The sequence below is a fragment of the Plantibacter elymi (nom. nud.) genome (assembly GCF_900177795.1).
Lineage (GTDB): Bacteria > Actinomycetota > Actinomycetes > Actinomycetales > Microbacteriaceae > Plantibacter > Plantibacter elymi.
Genome location: NZ_FXWJ01000006.1, coordinates 181,192 through 207,512 on the forward strand (window position 1 = coordinate 181,192; position 26,321 = coordinate 207,512).

At 70.8% G+C, this 26,321-nt stretch carries 22 protein-coding genes and 2 tRNA genes; 12 read left to right on the plus strand and 12 right to left on the minus strand.

Annotation, left to right across the window (positions count from 1 at the left end):
• The first annotated feature begins 137 nt into the window (after window positions 1–137).
• From gdhA to CCK91_RS18490, 4 genes are all read left to right on the plus strand, one after another.
• Window positions 138–1,478, plus strand: a complete 1,341-nt coding sequence (gdhA, locus tag CCK91_RS18475) for an NADP-specific glutamate dehydrogenase (RefSeq protein ID WP_086475359.1) — start codon at window positions 138–140, stop codon at window positions 1,476–1,478.
• 172 nt (window positions 1,479–1,650) lie between these two features.
• Window positions 1,651–2,943 (plus strand): NAD(P)/FAD-dependent oxidoreductase, encoded by a 1,293-nt coding sequence (locus CCK91_RS18480; RefSeq protein WP_086475278.1) that lies wholly within the window; start codon window positions 1,651–1,653, stop codon window positions 2,941–2,943.
• On the plus strand, window positions 2,940–4,166 hold the full coding sequence (locus tag CCK91_RS18485; RefSeq protein WP_086475279.1) for an FAD-dependent oxidoreductase: 1,227 nt from the start codon (window positions 2,940–2,942) through the stop codon (window positions 4,164–4,166). The genes CCK91_RS18480 and CCK91_RS18485 overlap by 4 nt, the downstream gene beginning before the upstream one ends.
• Window positions 4,163–5,737, plus strand: a complete 1,575-nt coding sequence (locus tag CCK91_RS18490) for an ABC transporter substrate-binding protein (protein ID WP_086475280.1) — start codon at window positions 4,163–4,165, stop codon at window positions 5,735–5,737. The genes CCK91_RS18485 and CCK91_RS18490 overlap by 4 nt, the downstream gene beginning before the upstream one ends.
• Window positions 5,738–6,038: 301 nt before the next feature.
• On the opposite strand, the gene CCK91_RS18495 is transcribed toward CCK91_RS18490, so the two are convergent.
• From CCK91_RS18495 to CCK91_RS18540, 10 genes are all read right to left on the minus strand, one after another.
• On the minus strand, window positions 6,039–6,665 hold the full coding sequence (locus tag CCK91_RS18495) for a HutD/Ves family protein (protein ID WP_086475281.1): 627 nt from the start codon (window positions 6,663–6,665) through the stop codon (window positions 6,039–6,041).
• Window positions 6,662–7,858, minus strand: coding sequence for an imidazolonepropionase (gene hutI, locus CCK91_RS18500; protein ID WP_086475282.1), 1,197 nt, complete (start codon window positions 7,856–7,858; stop codon window positions 6,662–6,664). The genes CCK91_RS18495 and hutI overlap by 4 nt, the downstream gene beginning before the upstream one ends.
• Complete coding sequence (locus tag CCK91_RS18505) at window positions 7,855–9,324, minus strand: formimidoylglutamate deiminase (RefSeq protein WP_242664616.1); 1,470 nt, start codon at window positions 9,322–9,324, stop codon at window positions 7,855–7,857. Before CCK91_RS18505 ends, hutI begins: the two co-directional genes overlap by 4 nt.
• The gene (locus tag CCK91_RS18510) at window positions 9,321–10,538 is read right to left on the minus strand and encodes an allantoate amidohydrolase (RefSeq protein ID WP_086475283.1); all 1,218 of its coding nucleotides are present in this window, start codon (window positions 10,536–10,538) and stop codon (window positions 9,321–9,323) included. Before CCK91_RS18510 ends, CCK91_RS18505 begins: the two co-directional genes overlap by 4 nt.
• Window positions 10,535–12,196, minus strand: coding sequence for a urocanate hydratase (hutU, locus tag CCK91_RS18515; protein ID WP_086475284.1), 1,662 nt, complete (start codon window positions 12,194–12,196; stop codon window positions 10,535–10,537). The genes CCK91_RS18510 and hutU overlap by 4 nt, the downstream gene beginning before the upstream one ends.
• Window positions 12,197–12,329: 133 nt before the next feature.
• Complete coding sequence (locus CCK91_RS18520; protein ID WP_086475285.1) at window positions 12,330–13,256, minus strand: ABC transporter substrate-binding protein; 927 nt, start codon at window positions 13,254–13,256, stop codon at window positions 12,330–12,332.
• Window positions 13,257–13,331: 75 nt separating this feature from the next.
• A complete protein-coding gene (locus CCK91_RS18525) occupies window positions 13,332–14,066 on the minus strand; it encodes an ABC transporter permease (protein ID WP_242664617.1) in 735 nt (244 codons plus the stop codon).
• A complete protein-coding gene (locus CCK91_RS18530) occupies window positions 14,063–14,713 on the minus strand; it encodes an ABC transporter permease (protein WP_162852302.1) in 651 nt (216 codons plus the stop codon). The genes CCK91_RS18525 and CCK91_RS18530 overlap by 4 nt, the downstream gene beginning before the upstream one ends.
• The gene (locus CCK91_RS18535; protein ID WP_086475286.1) at window positions 14,710–15,801 is read right to left on the minus strand and encodes an ABC transporter ATP-binding protein; all 1,092 of its coding nucleotides are present in this window, start codon (window positions 15,799–15,801) and stop codon (window positions 14,710–14,712) included. Before CCK91_RS18535 ends, CCK91_RS18530 begins: the two co-directional genes overlap by 4 nt.
• Complete coding sequence (locus CCK91_RS18540) at window positions 15,798–16,493, minus strand: IclR family transcriptional regulator (protein ID WP_242664618.1); 696 nt, start codon at window positions 16,491–16,493, stop codon at window positions 15,798–15,800. Before CCK91_RS18540 ends, CCK91_RS18535 begins: the two co-directional genes overlap by 4 nt.
• 184 nt (window positions 16,494–16,677) lie before the next feature.
• On the opposite strand from CCK91_RS18540, the gene CCK91_RS18545 reads away from it, so the two are divergent.
• On the plus strand, window positions 16,678–18,126 hold the full coding sequence (locus CCK91_RS18545; RefSeq protein ID WP_086475288.1) for an aromatic amino acid lyase: 1,449 nt from the start codon (window positions 16,678–16,680) through the stop codon (window positions 18,124–18,126).
• Between the two features lie 22 nt (window positions 18,127–18,148).
• Here CCK91_RS18545 and CCK91_RS18550 read toward each other — a convergent pair whose 3' ends face one another.
• Window positions 18,149–19,117, minus strand: coding sequence for a diacylglycerol/lipid kinase family protein (locus CCK91_RS18550; RefSeq protein WP_086475289.1), 969 nt, complete (start codon window positions 19,115–19,117; stop codon window positions 18,149–18,151).
• 57 nt (window positions 19,118–19,174) lie between these two features.
• Between CCK91_RS18550 and serS the strand changes: the two genes are divergently transcribed.
• The 7 genes from serS (at window position 19,175) to CCK91_RS18585 (ending at window position 25,786) form a co-directional block, all read left to right on the plus strand.
• Window positions 19,175–20,440, plus strand: a complete 1,266-nt coding sequence (gene serS / locus CCK91_RS18555; RefSeq protein WP_086475290.1) for a serine--tRNA ligase — start codon at window positions 19,175–19,177, stop codon at window positions 20,438–20,440.
• On the plus strand, window positions 20,437–21,261 hold the full coding sequence (locus CCK91_RS18560; RefSeq protein WP_086475291.1) for an HAD family hydrolase: 825 nt from the start codon (window positions 20,437–20,439) through the stop codon (window positions 21,259–21,261). Before serS ends, CCK91_RS18560 begins: the two co-directional genes overlap by 4 nt.
• A gap of 146 nt (window positions 21,262–21,407) precedes the next feature.
• Window positions 21,408–22,655 carry an LCP family protein gene (locus CCK91_RS18565; RefSeq protein WP_086475292.1) on the plus strand — a complete coding sequence of 416 codons (1,248 nt, stop codon included), beginning with the start codon at window positions 21,408–21,410 and terminating at the stop codon, window positions 22,653–22,655.
• A 96-nt stretch (window positions 22,656–22,751) separates the two neighbouring features.
• Window positions 22,752–22,836: transfer RNA gene (locus tag CCK91_RS18570), tRNA-Ser, on the plus strand.
• A 184-nt stretch (window positions 22,837–23,020) separates the two neighbouring features.
• Window positions 23,021–24,148 (plus strand): hypothetical protein, encoded by a 1,128-nt coding sequence (locus CCK91_RS18575; protein WP_086475293.1) that lies wholly within the window; start codon window positions 23,021–23,023, stop codon window positions 24,146–24,148.
• Window positions 24,149–24,208: 60 nt separating this feature from the next.
• Window positions 24,209–25,561 (plus strand): LCP family protein, encoded by a 1,353-nt coding sequence (locus CCK91_RS18580; RefSeq protein WP_086475294.1) that lies wholly within the window; start codon window positions 24,209–24,211, stop codon window positions 25,559–25,561.
• A 136-nt stretch (window positions 25,562–25,697) separates the two neighbouring features.
• Window positions 25,698–25,786 (plus strand) — tRNA-Ser (locus tag CCK91_RS18585).
• A gap of 203 nt (window positions 25,787–25,989) precedes the next feature.
• Here CCK91_RS18585 and CCK91_RS19510 read toward each other — a convergent pair.
• On the minus strand, window positions 25,990–26,238 hold the full coding sequence (locus CCK91_RS19510) for a DUF2795 domain-containing protein (RefSeq protein ID WP_133060046.1): 249 nt from the start codon (window positions 26,236–26,238) through the stop codon (window positions 25,990–25,992).
• Between the last annotated feature and the right edge of the window lie 83 nt (window positions 26,239–26,321).

The following is a 26,321-nucleotide window of genomic DNA, read 5'->3' on the forward strand; positions in this document are numbered from 1 at the left end:
AGGCTTGCCGAGGCCCCACGACGGCCCGTGTACCTCCCCGCCGGCGAGTCGCGCTCCACTGCCTCCGACCACCGTCGAGCGACAGCCGGAGACGCCTGGTCGGCCGATCAGAAAGCACCACAGTGACCGGCACCACCATGTCCACCGACCCCGTCCACGCCGTCGCGGAGGCCGCCCTGCGGCGCAACGCGGGCGAACCCGAGTTCCACCAGGCGCTTCTCGAAGTCCTCGAGTCGATCCGCCCGGCGCTCGACGAACACCCGGAGTACCTCGAGGCGGGCATCCTCGAACGTCTCGTCGAACCCGAGCGGCAGGTCGTCTTCCGCGTGCCGTGGACCGACGACCGCAACCGGGTGCAGGTGAACCGCGGCTTCCGCGTCCAGTTCAACTCGGCGCTCGGCCCGTACAAGGGCGGGCTGCGCTTCCACCCGAGCGTGAACCTGTCGATCGTGAAGTTCCTCGGGTTCGAGCAGATCTTCAAGAACGCCCTCACCGCGCAGGGCATCGGCGGTGCGAAGGGCGGCAGCGACTTCGACCCGCACGGGCGATCCGACGCCGAGATCATGCGCTTCTGCCAGAGCTTCATGAACGAGCTCTACCGCCACCTCGGCGAGCACACCGACGTCCCGGCCGGCGACATCGGCGTCGGCGCGCGCGAGATCGGCTTCCTCTTCGGCCAGTACCGGAAGATCACCAACCGTCACGAGTCGGGCATGTTCACCGGCAAAGGCGTCGGCTGGGGCGGCGCCGAGGTGCGCACCGAGGCGACCGGCTACGGGACGGTGTTCTTCGTGGATGAGATGCTCGCTGTCGACGGCCGCGGGGTCGAGGGCAAGCGCGTCATCGTGTCGGGCTCGGGGAACGTCGCGACGTACGCGATCGAGAAGGTCCACCAGCTCGGCGGGACCGCCGTCACCGCATCGGACTCCTCCGGGTACGTGGTCGACGACGCCGGCATCGACCTCGAGCTCCTCAAGCAGATCAAGGAGGTCGAGCGCGGCCGGATCTCCGAGTACGCCGCCCGCCGTCAGGGCGCCCACTTCGTCGCCGGCGGCAGCGTCTGGGACGTCCCGGGGGAGATCGCGCTGCCGAGCGCGACGCAGAACGAGCTGCACGAACGCGACGCGATCGCCCTCGTGAAGCACGGCGTCATCGCGGTCGCGGAGGGCGCGAACATGCCGTCGACGCCCGAGGCCGTGCGGGTGTTCCAGCAGGCCGGCGTCCTCTTCGGCCCGGGGAAGGCGGCGAACGCCGGTGGCGTGGCGACCTCGGCGCTCGAGATGAGCCAGAACGCGGCCCGGCAGCGGTGGTCCTTCGACGACAGCGAGGTGAAACTGCGCGGCATCATGCACGGTGTGCACCGCGCCGCCTTCGAGGCCGCCGAACGCTACGGCCGGCCGGGCGACTACGTGGTCGGGGCGAACACCGCCGCGTTCGTGAAGGTCGCGGACGCGATGCTCGCCCAGGGCGTCATCTAGTTCCGCCCCCGTCCCCGACTCAGGAGTGCTCCGGCGCGTCGACCGCTGACGGGCCCGGCGCGCCGCGCACCTCCTGAGTCGGGGACGCGGAATCCGCCGGCGAGGGATGCGGCGGGTGTCGGATTGCGACGGGGTGGTCGGCTCCTGGACGGTGAGTGACTAGCCTCGAAGGGTGACCGACCCACGCCCCGCAACCACCGTCATCGTCGGTGCCGGCCTGTTCGGCCTGGCGACCGCCGTCCACCTCGCCCGCGCCGGGCGCCGGGTGACGGTGCTCGAGTCGGGCACCGCCGCCGGAGCGACGACCGCCGCGGGAGCGGGCTTCGTCGGCCTCTGGGCGGCGGGCTACGCCTGGTACTGGGACGAGTCGGAACTCGCCCTCGAGCAGGCGGGCCTCGAGTTCTACCGCGGGCTCGACTCGTCCGGATACGACATCGGGCTGCGGAACACGGGCAACGTGTGGCTCGCCCTCACCGAACAGGCCGTGCTCGACCACCTGCTGCCGTTCGCCGAGCACCCGCTCCGTCCCGAGGACGCCCGGCTGCTGACCGCCGTCGAGACCGCCGAGCTCGTTCCGGGTCTCGACCCCGAGGTCATCGTCGGGGCGTTCATCCATCCCGACGGCATCCAGATCAGCGCGCCCGACGCCGGACTCGCGCTCGCGGCGCTCGCCCGGGCCGAGGGCGTCGAGATCCTCGAGCACACGCCCGTCGTCGACTTCCTCGCCGAGGGTGGCCGAGCCGTCGGCGTGCTGACCGCGGCCGGCGAGCGCGTCCTCGGCGACGAGGTCGTCCTCGCCGCCGGGTCCTGGACGAACGAACTCCTCGCCGCCACGGACCGCGTGCTGCCGTTCGCACGCGTGATCGCGAGCCGCCTGACCACCGCCCCGTTCGGCCTCGGCGAGGTGCCGACCCTCATGATCCCGGAACTCGACGGACTGTGGATCCGGGAACACCTCGGTGGTCTCACGTACGGCAACGGCGTCGGTTACGAGGCGCTCGCGGTGCACGACAGCCCGGCGGACCGTCGCCCGGACCGCCCCGACCTCATCGAGGCGATGCGGGAGCACCTGTCGCCGATCATCTCCGAGCTCATCCCGGCCGCCGCGCCCGTCGTCGACGACGCCGAAGCCGTGCAGGGGATCGTGTCGTACACCGCGGACCGCCGCTTCATCGCGGGGCCCGTCCCGGAGCTCGACGGGCTGCACGTCGTGGCCGGCGACAACGAGTCCGGCGTCACGCACGGCCCCGGACTCGGCCGGATGCTCGCCGAACTGATGGTCACGGGTGAGAGCCCCTTCGTCGACGCGTCGCGGTACGCGCCCGGTCGATTCCCGTCCCGGCCGTTCGCCGACGAGGCCGCCGTGGCCGCCGCGATGCCGGCTCGTCGGGCGGTCGACGCGCGCGCCACCGCAGCGACGCGCGTGACGACGGAGTCGGGCCTGCCTGCGGAGTCGGGCCGATGACCGCGCCGGGTCCGGCAGCGGACGCGACGCCGACCGTGCTGCCGGCGCGCGCCGAGGTCGTGGTCATCGGTGCCGGGATCGTCGGTGCGGCGGCTGCGCGCTCGCTGGCCGAGCAGGGCCGGGACGTGCTGCTCCTCGAGCGGTACCCGCGCGGTCACGAGCACGGCTCCTCACACGGCGCGACCCGCATCTTCCGTCAGGGGTACGACGCCGACGACTACGTCGCCCTGACCTCGGAGGCGCTCGCGGCCTGGCGGGCGCTCGAATCGGCGAGCGGGCGGACGCTGCTCGACCTCACCGGTGCGCTCGACCACGGCCGGCCCGAGATACTCGCGGCGATCGAGGCGGCGATGACCCGGGGTGGGATCGCGTCGGAGCGCCTCACCCCGGAGCAGGCGAGCGACCGCTGGCCCGGGCTGCGGTTCGACCGCGAGGTCCTCCACCACGCGACCGGCGGGCGACTGTTCTCCGCCGAGGCGATCGAGGCCATGCTCGACCTCGCCGAGGTGGCCGGAGCGACCCTGCGCTTCGGCCTGCGGGTGACGGGCGTCGAACCGGCCGAGTCGACCGATCCGACCGCGGGTGCCGCCGGCGCCGTCGTCCGCACCGAGCTGGGCGACGTCGTCGCCGACCACGTGGTCGTCGCGGCCGGGTCCTGGACACCCGACCTCGTCGGCGACCTCGCTCGCAGCGTCGGTCGCCCGCTGCCCGAGATCGTCGTGACGCAGGTCCAGCCCGCGCACTTCCCGAGCGAGCTGGCCGCCGGCGCCTGGCCGAGTTTCGTCCACTATCCCGCCGAGGGGTCGAGCGTGTACGGCCTGCTGACCCCGGGCGAGGGGGTCAAGGTCGGGCTGCACGGCGGTGCCGTCCACGTCCACCCCGACGAACGCGACGGCCTCGCCGAACCCGAGGAACTCGCGCGGCTCACCGCCTACGTCGCCGAATGGGTGCCCGGCGTCGACGCGTCCGCACCCCATACCATCAGCTGCCTCTACGATCTGAGCCCCAGCGAGGATTTCGTGATCGATCGGATCGACAGCATCATCGTCACGACGGGATTCTCCGGTCACGGGTTCAAGTTCGGCCCGGTACTGGGACGCCTCATCGCCGATCTCGTCGACGGAGCCGAACCGCACCCGAGGTTCGCGCTCGCCGCCCACGCGGTCCCCGTCGCGCCATCAGCATCAGCACCCCCGCAGTCACCCGAAGGAACCGCTCCATGAATCGATCCGCCAGATTCGCCACGGTCGTCATCGGCCTCGGTGTCGTCGCCGCCCTCACCGGTTGCACGGCCCAGGGCGGCACCACCACGACCACCGCGCTCGTCATCGGCACCACCGATCAGATCGTCTCGCTCGACCCGGCCGGTGCCTGGGATCGCGGCTCCTTCACGCCGCAGAACCAGATCTACCAGCACCTCCTCAGCTACGACGAGGGCGACGTCGTCCCCGCCCCCGACGCGGCGGAATCGTGCGACTTCACCGACGCGACCACCTACGTCTGCACGGTCAAGGAGGGGCTGACCTTCTCCAACGGCCACGCGCTCACGGCCGAGGACGTCGTCTACTCCTTCACCCGTGTCCGTGAGATCGCCGCCGACAACGGCCCGTCGCCGCTACTCGCGAACCTCGACAGCGTCGAGGAGGGAGAGGACAACCAGGTCGTCTTCCACCTCACGGTGCCGAACGACCAGACCTGGCCCTACGTGCTCACGAGCATGGCCGGGCCGATCGTCGACGAAGAGGTCTTCCCTGCGGACGAGCTGCTGAGCGACGACGACGTAATCGGCTCCGGTCCCTACGCGGTCGACAGCTACCAGGCGGGCGGGCTGCTCTCCCTCGAGGCGAACTCGCGCTACTCCGGGACCCGCGCGAAGACCCAGCACGTCGTGCTCAAGCCGTACACGACGGCGTCGAACCTGCGGCTCGACCTGGAGAAGGGCGACGTCGACATCGCCTACCGCTCGCTGACCGCGACGGACGTCGCCGACCTCCGGAGCGACTCCGACCTGCAGGTCGTCGAGGGGCCGGGCGGTTCGGTGCGGTTCCTCACGTTCAACCTGAACACCCAGCCGGGCGCGAACGACGCGCAGAAGCTCGCGATCCGGCAGGCGGTCGCGTCGCTCGTCGATCGTGAGGAGATCGCCGACCAGGTCTACAAGGGCACCTACGCGCCGGCGTACTCGGTCGTGCTCGACGGCCAGACGGGTGCGACGCCCGCATTCCAGACCGCGTACGGTGATGCGCCGGACCCGGCGAAGGCCGCGGCGATCCTCGCGGCCGCGGGCGTCAGCACCCCGGTCGCCCTGCCGATCCAGTACACGAGCGACCACTACGGCCCCGACTCCGACCAGGAGTACGCGCTCATCAAGTCGCAGCTGGAGGAGTCCGGCCTGTTCACCGTCGACCTGCAGTCGACGGAGTGGACGAGCTACGTGAAGGAGCTGAATCCGGAGTCGGGTTACCCGGCGTACCAGCTCGGGTTCTTCCCGGACTACCCGGATCCCGACAACTTCCTGCGTTCGGCGTACTCGACGACCGGGGCGTCCGTCGCCAACGGGTACTCGGACCCGGCCGTCGACGCGCTCATCGACACCGAGGCGACGGCGACCGACCCGGCGGCGCGCATCGCGGCGATCGAGCAGATCCAAGCGCTGACCGCGACCGCCGCCCCGATCATCCCTCTGCTCCAGGGCACCGAGACGGTCCTCGCCCAGAAGAACGTGACGGGCCTCGAGGACACGCTCGACGCCACGTACACCTTCCGCTTCGCGGTGCTCGACCGCACGAAGTAGCCGTCGCCGCTGGGGTGTGCGCCAGCGCGGTGCGCTGACGTGAGCGCGGGTCTGTGACGTGAGCGCGCCCCTCCGGAGACCCGCGCTCGCGTGCGCGGGGAGCGCTCACGCCGGGTGTGCGTCATTCACGCGGGCGCACCGCGCCGGCACCCGGTGGGGAGGCCTCAGGTCAGCGCGGTGCGCTGGCGCGAGACCTGCCGAATCGGCGTGGGCGCGGGTCTAGGAGGTGAGCGCACCCCTCCGGAGACCCGCGCTCGCGGCTGCGGGGCGCGCTCGCGTCAGCGCACCGCGCTGGCACCCATCACAAGTGGGGGAGGACCTGGGCGAGCGCGATCGTGGCGTCGCCGGTCAGGGACAGGGTGCCGGCCTCGAGTCGGAGGGCGTCGTGCCGCTGGAGCGCACCAGGGCTGAGACCTGGCCCCTCCGCCGACAGCAGCCCGTCGAGGAGCACGACGAACGTGGTGGCTCTCGGCGGCGTGGTGACCAGCATCGAGCCGTCGACGACGCCGACCTCGAGCGATCCACGGAACCGATCCCGCGACACCGTCAGGTTGAGATCGAGCGTCGGCCCGACCACGCCCCGCGACGACACCGCTGAGGCCCCGTCGAAGGCGGCGACCCGCCACCGGTCCAACTCGACCCGCTCACCGTCGATCACGAGTCCGAGTCCGCCCGCCGACAATGCCATCAGCTGACGGTCGACGCCGGGGAACGACGAGAAGGCGACGTCCGACTCGACCGTCGCGATGCTCAGCGTCCACCCCGGGGCGGCCGGCGCGTCGCCGTCGCCGCGCCCACCATCGGTCCGAAGCCCGACGGGTTCGACGGCGATCTCCGTCGCGGTCCCCAGCCCGTTCCGCCAGCGGTAGCTCCGGTGCCCGGCGGCCGGCAGCAGCACGAGTGCAGGACCCTCCGTCGCATCGCTCACCGCTGCGTCGTCCCAGCCGTGACGCGCTCGCCGCGCTGCCGGACGCCGACCGTCAACGGCACACCGGGCCGGTAGGCGAGGTGCGAGACCGAGGGCGCGTCGAGCACCTGCAGGTCCGCGAGACCACCCACGCGGAGCGATCCGACGGCGTCGGCCCCGTGCTCGCGACCGACCGCCACCGCGGCCCCCCGCGTCGCCGCCCACACCGCTTCGGCGATCGTCAGCCGCATCTGCAGCACGGCGGTCGCGACGCAGTACGCCATCGACGTCGTGTACGAGGTGCCCGGGTTGCAGTTGGTGGCGAGGGCGATCGAAGCACCGGCGTCGATGAGCGCACGCGCCGGCGGGAACGGCTCGCGCGTCGACAGGTCGCAGGCCGGGAGCAGGGTCGCGACCGTGGACGAACCCGCCAGGAGGTCGACGTCGGCGTCCGAGAGGTGGTTGCAGTGGTCGACGCTCGCGGCCTCCAACTCGACCGCGAGGCGCACCCCGCCGCTCTCGCCGAGCTGGTTGCCGTGCACCCGGACGCCCAAGCCCGCGGCGCGACCGGCGAGCAGCACCTCGCGCGACTCCTCGACGTCGAAGGCGCCGACCTCGCAGAACGCGTCGATGTACGACGCGAACGGAGCCACCGCCGCGAGCATCGGCCCGGTGACGAGGTCGAGGTAGTCGCGGCGGTCGACACCGGCCGGCACGAGATGGGCCCCGAGGAAGGTGACGACGTCGGCGACCTCGGCCGCCGCCCGAGCGGATCGCGCCTCGCCCCCCACGTCGAGCGCGTACCCCGTCTTCGCCTCGAGGAAGGTCGTCCCCTGCGCGAGCGCCTCCGCCCGCAACCGCCGCGCACCCGCGACGAGCTGCTCCTCGGAGGCCGCGCGGGTGGCAGCCACGGTCGTCGCGATCCCGCCCGCCGCGTACCGGCCGCCGGCCATGCGCGCCTCGAACTCCGCCGAGCGGTCGCCCGCGAACACGAGATGGGTGTGTGTGTCGACCCAGCCGGGGAGCACGGCGCGCCCGCCCACGTCGGTCCGGGTGTCGGCGTCGGGCGCGTCGACCGCTGCGCCGAGCCACGCGATCCGGCCGTCTTCGATGACGAGCGCCGCATCGGCGATCCGGTTGCCGTCGACGTCGCCCGGCCCGGAGCCCGCGTTGGTCGTGAGCTCGGCGATGCCGGTGATGAGTTCGCTGGTCATGGCTGCGTCTCCTGCGAGAGGTGATCAGGTGTCGGGGACGAGGTGGCCGCCCGGGGCGTCTCCGTCGATGCTGCCAGTTCGGCGAGCGCCACCGCGAGAAGCTGTTCCGGCGTCGACTCCTGCGATGTCGCGATCAGCCGACCTCGCTCGGCCACGAGCCGCCCGCCGACGACGACTCGCTCGACGTCGGACGCGGTCGCGACGAGGGCGAGTTGTGCCGGGTCCATGCCGGTCGTGCGGAGGCTCGACATCGACACCTCGACGAGGTCGAGCGGGTCGCCGACATCCAGCGTGTGACGCCCGAGTCCGAGCGAACGGTATCCGTTGTCGGTGCCCGCCTCGAGGAGCTCGGCGGGCGAGAACCGGCCGCGTCTGCCGGAGGCGAGCCGTTCCCCGGCTTCGAGGCCACGCAGTTCGAGCAGCGGATCGACCACCGCGTTCTGGTCGGAGCCGACGGCGATCCGGGCACCCGCGTCCGCGAGGCGGCGGGCCGGTCCGATGCCGTCGCCGAGGTCCGCCTCGGTCGTCGGGCACATCACGACGGTCGCACCGGACCGCCCGATCGCCGTGATGTCCGCGTCGGTCAGGTGCGTCGCGTGGACGAGGCTGATGCGCGGGGCGAGCGCACCGAGCGCAGCGAGCACGCCCGTCGGCGTCCTGCCCGTCTTCGCGAGTGTGTCGACGTTCTCCTGCGGCTGCTCCGACAGGTGGACGTGCAGCGGGACGTCGTCGGGCAGTCCGGCGAGGATCGTGCGCATGGCGTCGACGGGCACGGCGCGCACCGAGTGCAGCGCGGCACCGAGCGTGACGAGCCCGGTGGCGCCGACGGAGCCGGACAGTGCGGCACGCAGCCGATGCCAGCGGGCGAGCCAGCCGGACGCGTCGCCGTCGCCGAACGCGAGCTGTTCGGTTAGCAGCGGAGCGGCGGGACCCCCGGCGGACCCGAGGCCACTCGCGAGGTAGGCCGTGTCGAGGAGGGTGAGCCGGATGCCGACGTCGGCGGCGGCTTCGGCGACCGCCAGTTCCATCGCGTGGGCGGTCGGGTACGGGGTGCCGTCGGCCTGGTGGTGCACGTAGTGGAACTCGCCGACCGCCGTCCAGCCGCAGACGAGCATCTCGCCGAACACGGCACGGGCGACCCGGCCGTAGTGGTCCGGGTCGAGGCTGGCGGCAGCCGCGTACATCGCCTCGCGCCACTGCCAGAAGTCGCCGCCGTCGGCGTGGGTGCGTCCGCGGAGCAGACGGTGGAACGCGTGGGAGTGGGCGTTCCCCATGCCGGGGATGACCGTTCCGAGGCGTCGGTCGCCCGTCTGCGGCTCGACGCCGCGCTCGACGGCGGTGATCCGTCCGGAGTCGTCGGCCGTGAAGCGCACGCGGCCGGTCGGGCGACCGTCGATGATCGCCGTCGCGGCCCAGATGGGAGCCCGCACGTTCGCCGCGCCGGGGTCGACGCTCGTGATCGTCACAGCACGCTCCGCAGCAGGGCCTCGAGCGCTTCGACGCCGGCGACGCAGTCGGCTGTCTCGGCGAACTCCTCCGGCGAGTGCGAGACACCGGTCGGGTTCCGGACGAAGACCATCGCGGTCGGCACCGCGCCGCTGAGGACCCCGGCGTCGTGGCCTGCGCCCGTCGGTAGCAGCGGGACCCCGCCGAGCGTGCCGGCGAGCCGCGCGGCGAGCTCGGGGTCGAACTCGACGACGCCCGACCACGACTCCTCGATCAGCTCCACCGCGCACCCGGAATCGGCGACGGCCTCCTGCACCCGGCTCTCGATGTCCGAGACGAGCGCGCGCGTGCCGGCGTCGGTGGCCGCGCGGGCGTCCACCCAGGCGTCGACCTCGGAGGCGATGACGTTGGTGCCGCCTGGCACGATGCGCAGGCGGCCGACGGTGGCGCGGGCGTCGTCCGTCGCGAGGGCGGCCTGTTCGACCGCGAGGACGGCGCGTGCTGCGGCGACCACGGGATCACGGCGCTCGCGCATGCCGGTCGCGCCGGCGTGGTTCCCCTGACCGCTCACCCGGAGGCGCCAGCGGCCGTGGGCGAGGATCGACGAGGCGACGGCGGTGGGCGAGCCGAGGTCGATGAGGCCGCGACCCTGTTCCACATGCAACTCGATGAAGATGCCGATGCGGCCCAGCGCCTCGTCGTCGCGGCCGAGGTGCTCGGGAGCGAGCCCGGCGGCCGCCGCGGCCTCCGCCACAGTGACCCCGTCCGCGTCCGTCAGCGCTCGGGCGGCGTCCGCGGTGATCGCACCGGACAGGAGCCGGGATCCGAGGCAGGCGACCCCGAACCGGGACCCCTCCTCCTCGGCGAACACCACGACGGCGACGGGACGCGACGGCTGGAACCCGGTGGCCTGCAGACGCGCGACGGCGTCCAGCGCTGAGACGACGCCGAGCGGCCCGTCGAAGGCGCCGCCGCCCGGGACGGAGTCGAGGTGGCTCCCGGTGACGACCGCGTCAGGCCCAGGTGTGCCCCACCACGCCCACAGGTTGCCGTTCCGGTCCGTCTCGACGTCGAGCCCGAGTCGGCTGGCGCGAGCGGTGAACCACTCGCGCAGTTCGAACTCGGCCGGCGTCCAGACGTGCCGGGAGTACCCGCCGCGCGCCGGATCGACCCCGACGCCGGTGATCTCGTCGAGCCCGGCGAGCCGACCGTGGGCGATCAGGCCGTCGGTCACTCGCCCTCCCACATCGGCACCCGCAGGCCGCGTTCGCGGGCGACCTCGGCCGCCCGCTCGTATCCGGCGTCGACGTGACGCATGACGCCGGTCCCCGGGTCGTTGACGAGCACGCGCGCGATCTTCTCGGCGGCGAGCGGCGTCCCGTCGGCGACGATCACCTGACCGGCGTGGATGGAGCGGCCGATGCCGACCCCACCGCCGTGGTGGATCGACACCCAGGTCGCGCCGGACGCCGTGTTGAGCAGGGCGTTGAGCAGCGGCCAGTCGGCGATCGCGTCGGAGCCGTCGGCCATCGCCTCGGTCTCGCGGTACGGGGAGGCGACGGAACCGGAGTCGAGGTGGTCGCGGCCGATGACGACGGGTGCGCTCAGTTCACCCGAGGCGACCATCTCGTTGAACTTCAGGCCGGCGAGGTGGCGCTCCTGGTAGCCGAGCCAGCAGATGCGCGCTGGCAGCCCCTCGAAGGCGATCTTCTCGCCGGCCGAGGTGATCCAACGGCGCAGCTTCTCATCCTCGGGGAAGAGTTCGAGGATGGCGCGGTCGGTCGCGGCGATGTCCGCCGGATCGCCGGAGAGGGCCGCCCAGCGGAACGGACCCTTGCCCTCGGCGAAGAGCGGCCGGATGTAGGCGGGCACGAAGCCGGGGAAGTCGAAGGCTCGCTCGCAACCGCCGAGTTTCGCCTCGGCGCGGATGGAGTTGCCGTAGTCGAAGACCTCGGCGCCGGCGTCCTGGAAGTCGACCATCGCCTGCACCTGCTTCGCCATGGCGAGTCGCGAGCGGCGCGTGAAGTCGACCGGGTCGGCCGCCGCCTCGGTCTGCCAGTCGGCGAGCGCCGTGTCCTCGGGCAGGTAGGCGAGCGGGTCGTGCGCGCTCGTCTGGTCGGTGACGATGTCGATGGCGACCCCGCGCCGCAGCAGTTCGGGGAAGACGGTCGCGGCGTTGCCGACGAGACCGACCGACAGCGGGCGTCGTTCGGACTTGGCGGCGAGCACGCGTTCGACGGCGTCGTCGAGGTCGTCCGTCATCTCGTCGAGGTAGCGGTGCTCGACGCGTCGCTCCAGGCGGCTCGGGTCGACGTCGACGATGAGCACGACGCCCTCGTTGAGGGTCACGGCGAGCGGCTGTGCCCCGCCCATGCCGCCGGCGCCGCCGGTGAGGGTCAGCGTCCCGGCGAGGGTTCCACCGAACCGCTTGTCGGCGATGGCGGCGAAGGTCTCGTAGGTGCCTTGGAGGATGCCCTGCGTGCCGATGTAGATCCACGAGCCGGCGGTCATCTGCCCGTACATGGTGAGACCCTCGGCCTCGAGCTTGCGGAACTCGGGCCACGTCGCCCAGTCGCCGACGAGGTTGGAGTTCGCGATGAGCACGCGCGGTGCCCACTCGTGCGTGCGGAAGACGCCGACGGGCTTGCCGGACTGTACGAGCAGGGTCTCGTCGGCCTCCAGCCCTTCGAGCGTGCGGACGATCGCGTCGTACGCCTCCCAGTTGCGCGCCGCCTTCCCGGTGCCGCCGTAGACGACGAGGTCCTCGGGGTGCTCGGCGACCTCGGGGTCGAGGTTGTTCATGAGCATCCGGAGCGGGCCCTCGGTCTGCCAGCTCTTGGCGGTGAGGGTGGTGCCGCGAGCGGCACGGATGGTCCGGGTGGTGGTCGGCATGCGCTGGTCCTTTACGTCTGCGGTGCGGTGGTGGTGGTGCTGTTCCGACGGGCTCAGGGGCGGGTCGCCGGCCGTGAGCCGGTTCTCGGTCCCTGGATTGCTTCTCGACCCCTGAGCCCGTCGAAGGGTGCTGCTAGCCGAGGTCGGCGTCCTGCAGCCACGCCTCGGCGATGCTCTTCAGGCTCGTGCCGTCGGACGCCTTGCCGTTCATCTCGATGAGGTCCTCGGTGGTGAGGGCCGCGGAGACCTTGTCGAGCGTCTTCGAGATCGTGTCGTCGAGCTTGCTCGTGCTGATGACGGGGACGATGTTCTCGGCCGCGAAGAGCGACTTGTCGTCTTCGAGCGCGACGAGCTTGTTCGCGGTGAGCCCGGGGTCGGTGCTGAAGATGTCGCCGACCTGCACCTGGCCGCTCGTGAGCGCGGTCATCGTGAGCGGCCCGCCGGCGTCGAGGCTGACGAACTCCTTGAAGGTGAGACCGTAGACCTGCTCGAGGCCGACGACGCCGTTGACGCGCGTCTTCCACTCCGGCGGGCCGCCGAGGCTGAGCTCGGACATGTACGGCACGAGGTCGGAGATCGTCTTGAGGTCGTACTTGTCGGCCGTCTCCTGGGTGACGGCGAGCACGTCCTTGTCCTCCGCGGGCGAGATGTCGAGCATGCTGACGCCCTTCGGGAGCTTGTCGCCGAGTTCCGCGACGACGTCCTCGCTCGTGCTGGCCTTCGATTCGGAGTCGAGGTACTTGAGCAGCGCGCCCGAGTATTCGGGGAGGAGGTCGATGGAGCCGTCCTGCAGCGCGGCCATGTAGACCTCGCGGCTGCCGATGTTGAACTGCTCCTTCACCTTCACGCCCTCGGCTTGCAGCGCCTGGGAGTAGATGGTGGCGATGAGCTGGCTCTCGGTGAAGTCGGCTGAGCCGATGATGACGGCGTCGCCGGAGGAGCCGGACGCGCCGTCGCTGCTGAGGGCGTCCTGGCCGCCGCAGCCGGTGAGGACGAGAGCGGCGGCCGCGGTGGTCGCAGCGATGGCCGCGAGACGACGGGGGAAGGTGGGGAAGGGCATGAGGACCTCGATTCGGTGAGATGGACGGATCGGTGGTGCGGTCGTGCGGAGGTGGTCGTGCGGTGCGGGTGCGGCTCAGGCCGGCCGGGGGATCGCCCCGGTGACGGTGGTCGGGGCCGCCGTCCGCCGTCTGCGGCTGGTGCGCCGCAGACCGGGGGAGACGATGAGGGTGCCGAGGAGGGTGAAGGCGATCTCCAGTGCGAAGGCGAGGGCGGCGACGAGGATCGCCCCGCCGGCCATCTGGAAGAAGTCGGCCTGGGCGCGGCCGTCGATGATGTACCGGCCGAGCCCCTGGAGGCCGAGGTAGGCGGCGACCGTCGCGGTCGAGACGACCTGGAGGGTGGACGAGCGGATGCCGGACAGCAGCAGGGGGAGGGCGCAGGGGAGCTGGACGTGCCAGAGGATCTGCAGCTTCGTGTAGCCCATGCCACGGGCGGCGCCCACCGCGTCGGGATCGGCGCTCTGGATGCCCGTGTACGTCCCGGTCAGGATCGGCGGGACGGCGAGGAGTACGAGGACGACGATCGTCGGGATGACGTAGACGAGCTGCCCGGGGACCACCGGCGAGATGAGGAGGAACAGCAGGATGAGGAGGCCGAGTGTCGGCAGGGCGCGGAGTGCGTTGGCCGACCCGGCGACGAGGCGCTCGCCCTTGCCGGTGTACCCGACGAGGACGCCGAGCGGCACGGCGATCGCCGCGGCGATGACGAGCGCGATGCCGGTGTACAGCAGGTGGTAGCCCATCTGCGAGGGGATGCCGTCGGGGCCGCTCCAGTTGGCGGGGTCGGTCAGCCAGTCGATGACGCTCACGCTGCCACCGTCCGATCACGCCAGGGCGTCGCGAGCGAGCCGAGCCGGACGATGATCAGGTCGAGGATCACGGCGAGCACGACGCAGAGCAGGATGCCGGTGACGAGCGGCACGAACAGCCGGAGCTGGAACCCCTGCGTGAACAGCGTCCCGAGTTGTGGGATGCCGAGCAGGGCGGCCATCGTCACGATGCTGACGTTGGAGACGACCGCGACGCGCAGGCCGGCGGCGATCACCGGGACGGCGACGGGCAGTTCGACCAGCACGAGCCGCTGCCAGGACCGGTAGCCCATGGCCTCGGCCGCCTGCACCGCGTCCACCGGCACCGAGGACAGCCCGTCGGAGACGACGCGGACGAGGAGCGACACCGTGTAGACGGTCAGGGCGATGACGATGTTGATCGGGTCGAGGATCTTCGTGCCGAGGATCGTCGGCAGGATGATGAACAGCGCGAGCGACGGGATCGTGTACAGCAGCCCGGCGGTACCGACGATGAACGGTCGGCCGCGACGCGAGCGGTGCGCCCACCAGCCGAACGGGAGGGCGACCAGGAGGCCGAGCACCGTCGGGGTGAGCGTCAACCAGAGGTGGTTGAGCGTGAGGTCGCCGATGAGCGGGAGGTTCTCCCAGATCCAGTCGATCGTCATCGGAGGCTCCGCTCGGGGGCGGGACGCTCGAGGAGTTCGCTGGCGGCGATGGTGCCGGCGAGTCGGCCGTCGTCGTCGAGGAGCCCGACGCGTCGACTCGGGTGCGCGAGCGCTGCGTTGAGGGCGATGCGGAGCGACGCCGTGCGCGGGACGAACAGGCCGTGGCCGCTGATGGTGTCGGTCGAGACGGAGCCGTGACCGGCTGCGGTGTCGAACCAGCCGAGGGGACGGCGTTCGTCGTCCGTCACCACCACCCAGCCGCTCGCATGCACGCCGCTCACGACGGTCTCGCCGAGCCGGGCGACGGGCTCACGGTGGAGGGCGTCGTCGTGGTCGAGCCCGAGGAAGCCGAGTGCCCGGTAGCCGCGGGCCTCACCCACGAAGTCGGCGACGAACGCGTCGTGGGGGCGGGTCAGGAGGTCGACCGGCGGCGCGATCTGTGCGAGGAGACCGCCCTCGCGGAGGACCGCGACCTGGTCGCCGAGCTTGAGCGCCTCGTCGATGTCGTGGGTGACCATCACGATCGTCTTCGAGATGTCGGCCTGCAGGCGCAGGAACTCGTCCTGGAGCTGCGTCCGGACGATCGGGTCGACCGCGCTGAAGGGCTCGTCCATGAGGAGGAACGGCGGGTTCGTCGCGAGGGCGCGGGCGACGCCGACGCGCTGCTGCTGACCGCCGGAGAGCTGCCACGGGTACTTCTTCGCGAACTTCCCGTCGAGACCGACGCGCTCCAGCAGCTCGAGGGCCGCCGAGCGCGTCTCCCGACGCGAGCCGCCGAGCAGGCGGGGGAGGGCTGCGACATTGTCGACGACGGTGCGGTGCGGGAAGAGACCGGCGTTCTGGATGACGTAGCCGATCCGGCGACGGAGGGTGACGCGGTCGAGCGACTGGGTCTCGACGTCGTCGAGCAGGATCGACCCCGAGGTCGGATCGATGAGGCGGTTGATCATCCGGAGCGAGGTGGTCTTGCCGCAGCCGGACGGGCCGACGAGCACCGTGAGGGATCCGGTCGGCACCTCGAAGGAGAGGTCGTGGACGGCGACCGTGCCGTCCGGGTAGGCCTTCTTGACGTTCGTGAAGCGGATCATGCGCGTCCCTCCAGGAGGTCCGCGGCGTCGTCGGGGACGGTCGCGGGTGTGGTGTCGGTGGGTCCGGTGTACGAGGCGAGCCCGCTGGAGAGCCGGTCCGTGGCGGAGACGAGGAGCTCACCGTAGGAGGCGATGAGGTCGTCGGTCATCCGGTAGCTCGGGATGACGAGGCTCAGCGCCGCGACGATCCGCGCTCCCGAGCGGACGGGAGCGGCGATCGCGGTGACGTCCGACTCGACGCCCCGTTCGACCGTGACGTAGCCGGCGGCAGGGGTCCGCCCGGTGAGTGCGGCACCCGCGGCCGAACCGTCGAGGGGGATCGTGCGACCGACCCAGCTCGCGTGACGGACGGAGTGGGTGCCCTCGGTGATCGCGAGGTAGAGCGCCGTGGACGCGTGACCCTCGACGCTCAGGTAGGCGGACTCGCCGGTGCGTTCGACGAGGTCGAGCATCTCCGTGTGGCAGAAGCCGACGAGCGACTCGTTGCTGAGTGCCTGCGTGCCGAGCTGGACGACGCGGCTGCCGGGTCGGTAGCTGCCGTCGGCGTCCTTCCGGACGAAGCCCGTGGACTCCAGGGTGCGGAGGAGCCGGAGGGCGGTGCTCGGCGAGAGGTCGACGAGTCGCGCGCTCTCGGCGAGGGTCGTGCGGCCGCGGTCGCACACCACGGCGAGGAGCGAGAGTGCACGCTCCACGGTTCGAGTCGATGATTCAGCCATCAGATCCCTCTCTGTCGAGCCACCACGCTATGGCTCCGCCGTTTCGACGAACCGCCTCGAATGTTTCCGTCAGGTAAAACTCGAATTTCATCTGGTGGGACGTTCACCGTGTGAGCAAGGATGGTGCACACGACGGCGGAGCGCAAGAGAGGGTGTCGGGATGATCGAGATCACGGGAGCACTGGGCATCGACGAGCTGCGGCGGATCGCGGACCTCGAGGAGGAGGCCTTCATGCCTCCCGCCGTGCTCGACCGGCTGGCGACCTCACACGACGCAGCACGGGACCTCGCCGAGCACGCGGCCGTCTACGGCAGGAGCACGGGCGTGGGGGCGAACAAGGACACCGCGGTGGCCGACGACGGCGATGCCCACGCGCGCCGCCTGCTCCGCAGCCACGCGGTCGACGCGGGCGAGGTCGTCCCCGACCGGGTCGTGCGGGCGATGCTCGCGGTCCGGCTCAACCAGCTCGCCGTCGGCGGATCGGGTGTCGAGCCCGCGGTCGTCGCGGCGCTCGCCGAGATGCTGCGCCGCGACGCACTGCCGACCGTCCGGACCCTCGGGTCGATCGGGACCGGCGACCTCACCGCGCTCGCCGGTGCGGCGCTGACCCTCCTCGGCGAACGGCCGGCGTCGAGTCCGCTGGAGCCGCTGGACGCGTGGGGGTCGGAGAGTGCCCTGTCGTTCATCAGCAGCAGTGCCCTGACCATCGCGCGCGCGGCGCTCGCGGTCGAGGAGCTGCGGAGGCTCGACCGTGCCTGGTCGGCGGTCTGCGCACTCAGCTTCCACGCGCTGGACGGCAACGCGCAGGCGTACGTCGAAGCGGCAGCGGGTGCGTCCGCCGCACCCGGTGTCGAAGCTGCTGCTGCGGCGTTGCGCGCGCTCATCGGACCCGCGCCGGAACCGGCTCGGATCCAGGACCCGTTCGCGCTCCGCATCGCCGCGATCACGCAGGGTGTCGTGGCGACGGCGACGGACCGGCTCGCGGACCAGGTGGAAGCGCTCATGGGCGTTGCGCAGGAGAACCCGCTGTACGTCCTCGGCGCCGATGACGGATCACGGGCGGTCCTCCACCACGGTGCCTTCTTCCAGGCGCAGCTGGCCGCGGAACTGGACGCGACCGCGCTCGCGCTCGCACAGACGTCGACCATCACGTTCTCGCGCCTGCGGCTGTTGAACGAACCCGCGTTCACGGGCCTGCCGCCGTTCCTCGGTGACGGGGAACCGGGTGCCTCCGGCCTGATGATGGTCGAGTACGTCGCGGCGGGCGCGGTCGCCGACATCCGGCACGCGGCACAACCGGCGGCGCTCGGCACGGTCGTCCTGTCGCGCGGCGCCGAGGAGGACGCACCGTTCGCCGCGCAGGCCGTCGCCCAGCTGGAGGACGCGGTCGTCGCCACGAGGACGCTCATCGCCTGCGAACTCCTCGGAGCGGTGCGGGTCGTGCGGCGCCGCGGTGTCGCCGACCGGCTGACCGGGACGCTGGCCGAGGTGTTCGTCCGCGCATCGGCGTCGCTCGGCTCGGACGACGCCGACCGCGACCTCCGCCCCGACCTCGAGCGGGCGACGGCGCTCGTCACCGAGGTCGCGGACCTCGTCGCCGGACGGTAGCCGGGCTCAGCGGTGTCGCCGGCTACGGGAGCGTGACGAGCAACCCGCCGCGGTGCGCGTCGAACGCGACCATCGTCGCCATGCCGAACGCATCGCCGTCGAGCTCGAGGTCCTGCGCCTCGTCGACCCGTACGGTCAGCGCCTCCGCACGCAGGTTCGTCACGGTGTTCCCACCCCGGCCCTCGGTGAACCGGATCATCCGTCGCCCGACGGCCGTCCGCCGCAGGACCCGGTTCTCCCACGTCACCTTCCGCCACACGAGCAGCCAGCCGAAGGCACCCTTCGGCTGCAGCACCGCGACGTCGAGGAAGCCGTCGTCGAGCTCGGCGTCCGGCATGAGCTGCACCCCGCCCTGCAGCGTGCCGCAGTTCCCGACGAGCACCGAGCTCACGGTCGCCGCATGCTGACGGTGCCCGCGCAACTGGTACTGGATGCGGAACGGAGCGGCCGTGGCGATCGAGCGGAGGCCGGACTCGACGTAGGCGAGCCAGCCGAGCGACTTCTTGAGGTCGGGGTTCGCGGTGGCGATCATCATCGCGTCGATGCCCATGCCGGCCATCACGACGAACGCGTGCTCCTCCTCCGACCCGTCGGCACGGGTGATCATGGCGACGCCGATGTCGATCGCCCGGGTGTCGCCGGTGAACGCCGTCCCGATCGCCGCCGCCTGGTCGCCGAGCGGCAGCTTCAGGTTCCTCGCGAGCAGGTTGCCGGTCCCCGACGGGATGAGGGTCAGCGGCACACCGCTCCCGCGCAGCCCTTCGGCGACGGCCCGAACGGTCCCGTCGCCGCCGGCCACGAGCACCACCTGAGCGCCGTCGAGGACCGCGCGCCTCGCCTGACCGACGCCGGGGTCGTCGACGCTCGTCTCATACAGGTGCGGAGCCGCCCATCCAGCCTCCTGCGACCGGGCCTCCAACGCGCTCCGCAGCCGGGTGGCGTCGACCTTCACCGGGTTGTACACGAGCGCGGCGTGCGGGGGAGTCGGCATGGCCCAACGGTACTGTCCCGGGGCCTCGTCACCGACCTCGATCGCTAGACTTGCCGGGTGATCGATCCCGTACTCCTCCGCGAACAGCCAGAAGTCCTCCGAGCGTCGCAGCAGAAGCGAGGGTCCTCCGTCGACCTCGTCGACCAGGCGATCGACGCCGACACCGCACGTCGCGCCGCGATCACCGGGTTCGAAGAGCTCCGTGCCGAGCAGAACGCGTTCGGCAAGCAGGTCGCCAAGGCCCCCAAGGAGGAGAAGGCCGCACTCGTCGCCCAGGCGCAGCAGCTCGCCGCCCGCGTCAAGGAGGCCCAGCAGGTCGCGACGGAGGCCGAGGCCTACTTCGCCGACGTCGCCGGTCGCATCCAGAACCCGGTGCTCGACGGCGTGCCCGCCGGTGGCGAGGCCGACTTCATCACGCTCCGCGAGGTCGGCGAACGCCCCTCGTTCGACTTCACCCCTCGCGACCACCTCGAGCTCGGCGAACTCCTCGGCGCGATCGACATGCAGCGCGGCACCAAGGTCAGCGGCTCGCGCTTCTACTTCCTCCGCGGCATCGGTGCCCGCCTCGAGATCGCCCTCATGAACCTCGCACTCGACCGCGCGATCGAGGCCGGCTTCGTCCCGCTCATCACCCCGACGCTCGTACGCCCCGAGATCATGAAGGGCACCGGCTTCCTCGGTGAGCACGCCGACGAGGTCTACCAGATCGCCGGTGAGGACCTCTTCCTCACGGGTACGAGTGAGGTGGCGCTCGCCGGGTACCACTCCGACGAGATCCTCGACCTCGAGCAGAGTGCGCTCCGGTACGCCGGCTGGTCGACCTGCTACCGCAAGGAGGCCGGGTCCTACGGGCGCGACACCCGCGGCATCATCCGGGTGCACCAGTTCAACAAGCTCGAGATGTTCGTCTACACCAAGCCGGAGGACGCCGCCGCCGAGCACGAGCGCCTGCTGTCGTACCAGGAGGCGATGCTGCAGTCGCTCGGCCTCAGCTACCGGGTCATCGACACGGCCGCCGGCGACCTCGGGTCGAGCGCGGCACGCAAGTTCGACGTCGAGGCCTGGGTGCCGACGCAGGACGCCTACCGCGAGCTCACCAGCACCTCGAACTGCACCACCTACCAGGCGCGTCGCCTCGACACCCGGTACCGCACGGAGTCGGGCAAGACCACGCCGGTCGCGACGCTCAACGGAACGCTCGCGACCACCCGCTGGATCGTCGCGATCCTCGAGACGCACCAGCAGGAGGACGGCAGTGTCGTCATCCCCGAGGTGCTGCGTCCCTACCTGGGCGGCATCGAGGTCGCGAGGCCGATCCGATGACGGACGAGACGACCACCACCGCGACCCCGTTGCTCATCGCCCTCGACATCGACGGCACCGTGCTGCACGAGGACGGTTCGCTCAGCCTGTCGGTCGCCGATGAGGTGCGTCGCGTGGTCTCGCTCGGCCACATCGTCACGTTGGCCACCGGTCGCAGCTGGGAGAGCACGCGCCCGGTGCTCGAGGAGCTCGAGCTGACGCCGCAATACGTCGTCTGCGCGAACGGTGCGCTCATCATGAAGCGCGACGAGTCGAAGCCCGATTCCTACGAGCGCTTCTTCATGGAGACCTTCGACCCCACGGAGGTGCTCGGGCTCATCCAGCCGCACCTCTCCGAGGGCAGCTACATGGTCGAGTACCCCGACGGCTTCCGCAAGTACACGGTCGGCATGGAGGACTGGAACCTCGAGAACGCGATCGAGGTGCCGTTCGAGGAACTCGTCACGAGCCCGGTGACGCGCGTCGTCGTCGTCTCACCGAGCCACGACGAGGAGGAGTTCCTCCGCATCGTCGACAAGATCGGGCTCAGCCAGGTGAGCTATGCGATCGGGTGGACGGCCTGGCTCGACATCGCGCCGAAGGGCGTCAACAAGGCGACCGCGCTGGAGCGTGTCCGGGAGTGGCTGGGGCTCGAGCGCTCGCAGATGGTCGCCGTCGGCGACGGCCGGAACGACGTCGACATGCTCGGCTGGGCGGCGGCCGGAGGACGCGGTGTCGCCATGGGCCAGGCGCCCGAGGAGGTCCTCGCGGTCGCGTCGGAGGTCACCGGCACGGTCACCGACGACGGTCTCTCTCAGCTCCTGAGGAGCATTTCGGGTTAGCATCGTCCAAAGCTCCGTGCCGATACGCCGTTTCCGGTGGGCACGGGGCGTCGGTGCGCGCCTGCTCCAGGTGTCGCCGCACGACTCGCCGCAGCCCGCTCTCCAGGGTTCCGGCAATCCCTGTTCCTGAGACGAGAGCGAGATCCATGACCCGCAACGCCGACGCGTCCAAACCGCGCGCCGCCGTCCGTCACGGCAGACTCCGCAAGTCGAACCCGTTCGTCACCGTCGCGAAGGTGATCGCCGCGACGGCCGCCGTCGTCGGCGTCAGCGGTATCGCGGTCGCCGGTGTGGCCGCGCTCGACCTGGCCAACAGCGTCAAGCCCGTCGCCCACCTCGACAACGAGACGCCGGGTGCTCCGCCGCCCAACATCGGCGCGATCGAGGGCGGCGTCAACCTGCTCCTCGTCGGCAGCGACTCCGGCGACGGCAATGCGGCATACGGCGACCGCGGGGAGAACCTCAACGACGTCACGATCCTCATGCACATCTCGGCAGACCACACGAGCGCGACGGTCGTCAGCTTCCCGCGCGACATGTACGTCCAGATCGGCGACTGCGCCGACGGCGGTAATGGTCGCGACAAGATGAACACCGCCCTCATGTATGGCGGTACCGACGGTGGTCTCGCGTGCGCCGTGTCCACGGTCGAGGGCATCACCGGTCTCTCGATCCCGTTCGCCGCGCAGATCGGGTTCGACGGCGTCATCTCGATGTCGAACGCGGTCGGCGGTGTGCCGGTGTGCATCACCGAGCCGCTGAACGACGCATGGAGTGGCATCAACCTCGACGTCGGCACGCACGACCTCTCGGGTGCCTCCGCGCTCGCCTTCCTCCGCTCGCGTCACGGCGTCGGCGACGGCAGCGACCTGTCTCGCATCTCGAACCAGCAGGTGTTCCTCTCCTCGCTCGTCCGTACGTTGAAGAGCAGTGAGACGCTCTCCGACCCGATCAAGCTCTATTCGATCGCCCGCGCCGCGCTGAAGAACGTGACCCTGTCGAGCAGCCTCAACAACATCGACACGATGGTGTCGATCGCCGCAGCGCTCAAGGACATCCCGCTCGACCGTGTCGCGTTCGTGCAGACGCCGACGGCCACGGTCGAGGGCGGGGTCGAGGCGACCTCCGACGCCGACGTCCTGTGGACGGCGCTGCAGAGCGACCAGGCTGTGGCCCTGTCCGCGACGGGCAAGTACGTCGTGACCGATCCGAACGTACCCGTCACGGCCGACCCGACGACGACCGATGCAGCTGCCGATCCCGCCGCCACGGCGGACCCCGCGGCGCCCGCGGATCCGTCCGCCGCCGGCCCCGTCGCCCTGCCCGACACGATCACCGGCCAGAGCGCGGCACAGAACACCTGCACGGCCGGTCGTCCGGAGGAAGACCAGTAGTCACCGCGTGATCGGATGGGGCCGCTTCACCGCTGGCCCCATCCGATACACTCGATCCTGGTCGTCAGCTGCGTCATCGCTGGCGATCGACCATCAGGAGGGCTGTCCGAGCGGCCGATGGAGCCAGTCTTGAAAACTGGTGGGCAGAAATGTCTCGTGGGTTCGAATCCCACGCCCTCCGCACCTCCTCGAGATGGCTGGCTGGGCCTGGCGGCGCGTCGCCCGCTTCCCAGATGCCACTCGCTCCGCGTCAGGGTTTTCCTTCCGCATTCGTTGTTCTGAAATATCTCCGTTAAGATGGACGTCTCAGTTGGCCGTGTGTTCCCTCCGGCCGACGTCAGACCCCTCCGAAGGCAGGACGACTCATGAGCGACGCTCCGACTCCCAAGTCCAACGTGAATCCCGGGCCGCCGCCCTCGACGACCCCATCCGGGCAGGCCGGCGGCGGCCCGCAGTACCCGTCGCAGCCCTTCGCCCCGAATCCGTACGCGTCGAAGCCTCGACGCGGGCTGTCCCGCGGCGCGCTCATCGGGATCATCGCGGGTGCGGTCGTCCTGCTCATCGTCATCGTGACCGTCGCGGGCATCGGGATCAGCAGCGCCATCCGCGGTTCGCAGGCGGACCCGGAGAGCGCCGTGACGGAGTACCTCACCGCGCTGCAGAACGGCGACGCGAAGCAGGCGCTGGCGCTCCTCGAGGACCCCGATGACACCGCGTTCCTGAACGACGACGTCCTGAAGGCGTCGAACGAGCTCGCGAAGATCGGCAAGGTCTCGACGACGTCCAAGCCGTTCGGTGCGCCGTTCACCAAGGTCATGGCGAAGTTCTCCATCGGTTCCGAGCGCGTCACCCAGGAGTTCGTGGTGGAGGATCAGGGCGACGGCACGTACACCATCTTCCAGGGCGGCACCGTCGAGGTCTCGCCGTACGGCTTCGACGACGTCCCGCTCGCGCTCAACGGCCAGGACGTCGCCGACGCCGCAGGCGACGTGTGGTCCTTGTTCCCCGGGGCGTACTCGCTCGGGCTCGACCTCGACGCGTTCACGGTCGACGGTGGTGACGAGATCATCGTCGCCGGGAGCGGCACTGGGGTGTTCGACGACGTCAAGGTGGTGCTCAACGACACCGGCGTCCAGCAGTTCCGGGACGCCGTGACAGACGCGGTGAACACCTGTATCGCCTCCACGAACCTTGCCGCAGGGTGCGGGATCGACCTCCCCGGAACGCTGTCGGACGGCACGGTCGTCCAGGACGGCACCATCACCCGCAGCCTCTCCGCAGATGCGCAGGCGAACCTCGCGAACCTCGAACCGCAGGAGACCTTCAGCGACCCGCTGGAGGTGCCCGGTGAGTACATCGGCCTGGTCAAGGTGACATCGTCGAGTTGCACCCAGGGCGGTGCGACCGGTTCCTGCACCATCGAGTTCGGTCCGTCCCTCGGGACACCACAGGTGGACTTCACCTCCGGTACCCCAGTGGTGCGCTGGGACTGATGCGTCGCGAAAACCCGGTCGGGCACCCCCGTTCACAGCCGGACCTGCTTTACTGTTCCGATGCCCCCGATCACGTCTGACGCCGTCGAGCCCGCGCGAAACCGCGCCGGCCGTGGTGCAGCCGGTCGCGAGGGACGATCCCGCAAGCTCAGCACCATCGCCCGTCACGGGCGGCTGCAGCGTCCGAGTGCCGTCCGGACCGGCTTGAAGATCGTCGCGTCGACCCTGGCTGTCGCGCTCGTGAGCGGCGGCATCGTCGCGGGGATCGCCCTCTGGGACGTCGCCGCCTCGGTCAAGCCGGGTGTCGCACTCGTCGACTCGCAGGGTGAAGCGGTCACGGACCTGCCCGCGATCGGTGCGTATCCGGGTGGCGTCAACCTCCTCATCGTCGGCAGCGACTCCCGCGACGGCCAGGATCAGCGGTTCATCGATCCGGAGGTCGACGCCAGCGGCAACCTCAACGACGTCACGATGCTCGTGCACATCTCCGAGGACCACAGCAACGCGACGGTCGTCAGTTTCCCGCGCGACATGTTCGTCCCGATCCCGTCCTGCCCCGATCCGGAGGGCGGTTCGTTCGACTCGATGAGTCGGCAGAAGCTCAACACCTCCCTCAGCTACGGCGGGCTCGCCTGCACGGCGTTGACGGTGTCGCAGCTGACGGGGCTCGAGATCCCGTTCGCCGCAGAGGTGCAGTTCAGTGGCGTCATGGCGATGTCGACCGCGCTCGGAGGGGTGACGGTGTGCGTCGCCGACCCGATCGAGGACGAGTACACGAACACCTTCCTCTCGGCGGGCGAGCACACGCTCGAGGGGTACGAGGCGCTGCAGTTCCTCCGCACCAGGCACGGCGTCGGCGACGGCAGCGACCTCAGTCGCATCAGCAATCAGCAGGTGTTCCTGTCGGCGATGATGCAGCAGGTCAAGAGTGCTGAGACGCTGACGAATCCTGGAATCCTCTACTCCTTGGCCAAGGCGGCGGCGAAGAACATGCAGCTGTCCGACAGCCTGACGAGCCTCGACACGATGATCGCGATCGCCATGACGCTCCGCGACGTCGATCTGTCGAACATCGCGTTCGTGCAGTATCCGAACGCGGCCGTCGAGGGTGGCGTCGAGCCGATCGACGATGCGGCCGCCGCGCTCTTCGAGGCGCTCGGTAACGATCAGCCCATCCAGCTCACCGGCGCGACCGGTTCTGGGGCGGTGGCGAACCCGACCGACCCGACCGCGGTCGACCCGGCTGAGGGTGCAGATGCGGGCGCCGACCCGGCCGACCCGGCCGCCACGGCTCCGCCTGCCGATGCGACCGACCCAGCCGCCGGTGGTGCAGTGGTCCTCCCGTCGTCCGTGACGGGCCAGACCGCCGACCAGCGCACCTGCTCCCGCGGTCGCACCCTCGACGACCAGTAGGCGTCCCGGCCTCGTGCCCTGAGCTGCGCCGCACTGAGCTTGTCGACGTGTCGAAGGGCGTCTCGGGCCCCGGGATTCGTCACCACGCCCATCTCCGGTTATGCTGGTCGTCGTGCGTCCGCTTGCGAGCGCACATGGAGACGTCGCATAGTTCGGCCTAGTGCACCACCCTGCTAAGGTGGAGTCCCCGTAAGGGGACCGCGGGTTCAAATCCCGCCGTCTCCGCACTGGATCTCAGCTCGAAACCCTCGCCTCGGCGGGGGTTTCTGCGTTGCGCGATGTCTGTCGGAATCGCCAGCGCGGTGCGCTGGCGTCACCGCGTCCCGCACGCGTGAGCGCGCCCCTCCGGAAACCCGCGCCCGCGTTCGTGACCCGCGCTCACGTCAGCGCACCGCGCTGGGAAGACCGCCAGGTGCCGGGCGGGGTGGTCAGGCGGAGCGACGGAGCTCGCCGTGGTGCCGGAGTTCGCGGAGGATGCCGAACGAGCCGGCGTAGTGCTCTTCGGTGAGCGTGTTGAGCGCGGCGAGCGTCCCACGGTCGAGTCCGGAACGGACGGCGATCGACTGCAGTTCGCGGCGCGAGATCGGGAAGTCCACGGTCCTGAGGAGGGACTTCAAATCGGTGCAGGCCGCTGTTTCAGGCGGCTCCACCGTGTCGGGGTAAGGTCTGGCATCCATGTCCACATTGTCGGTATCGACCCCCGAAAAGGCGACAGTCGGACTCCGTTCTGGCGCAAGAGGGCGCTAGCCTGACGTGAAAT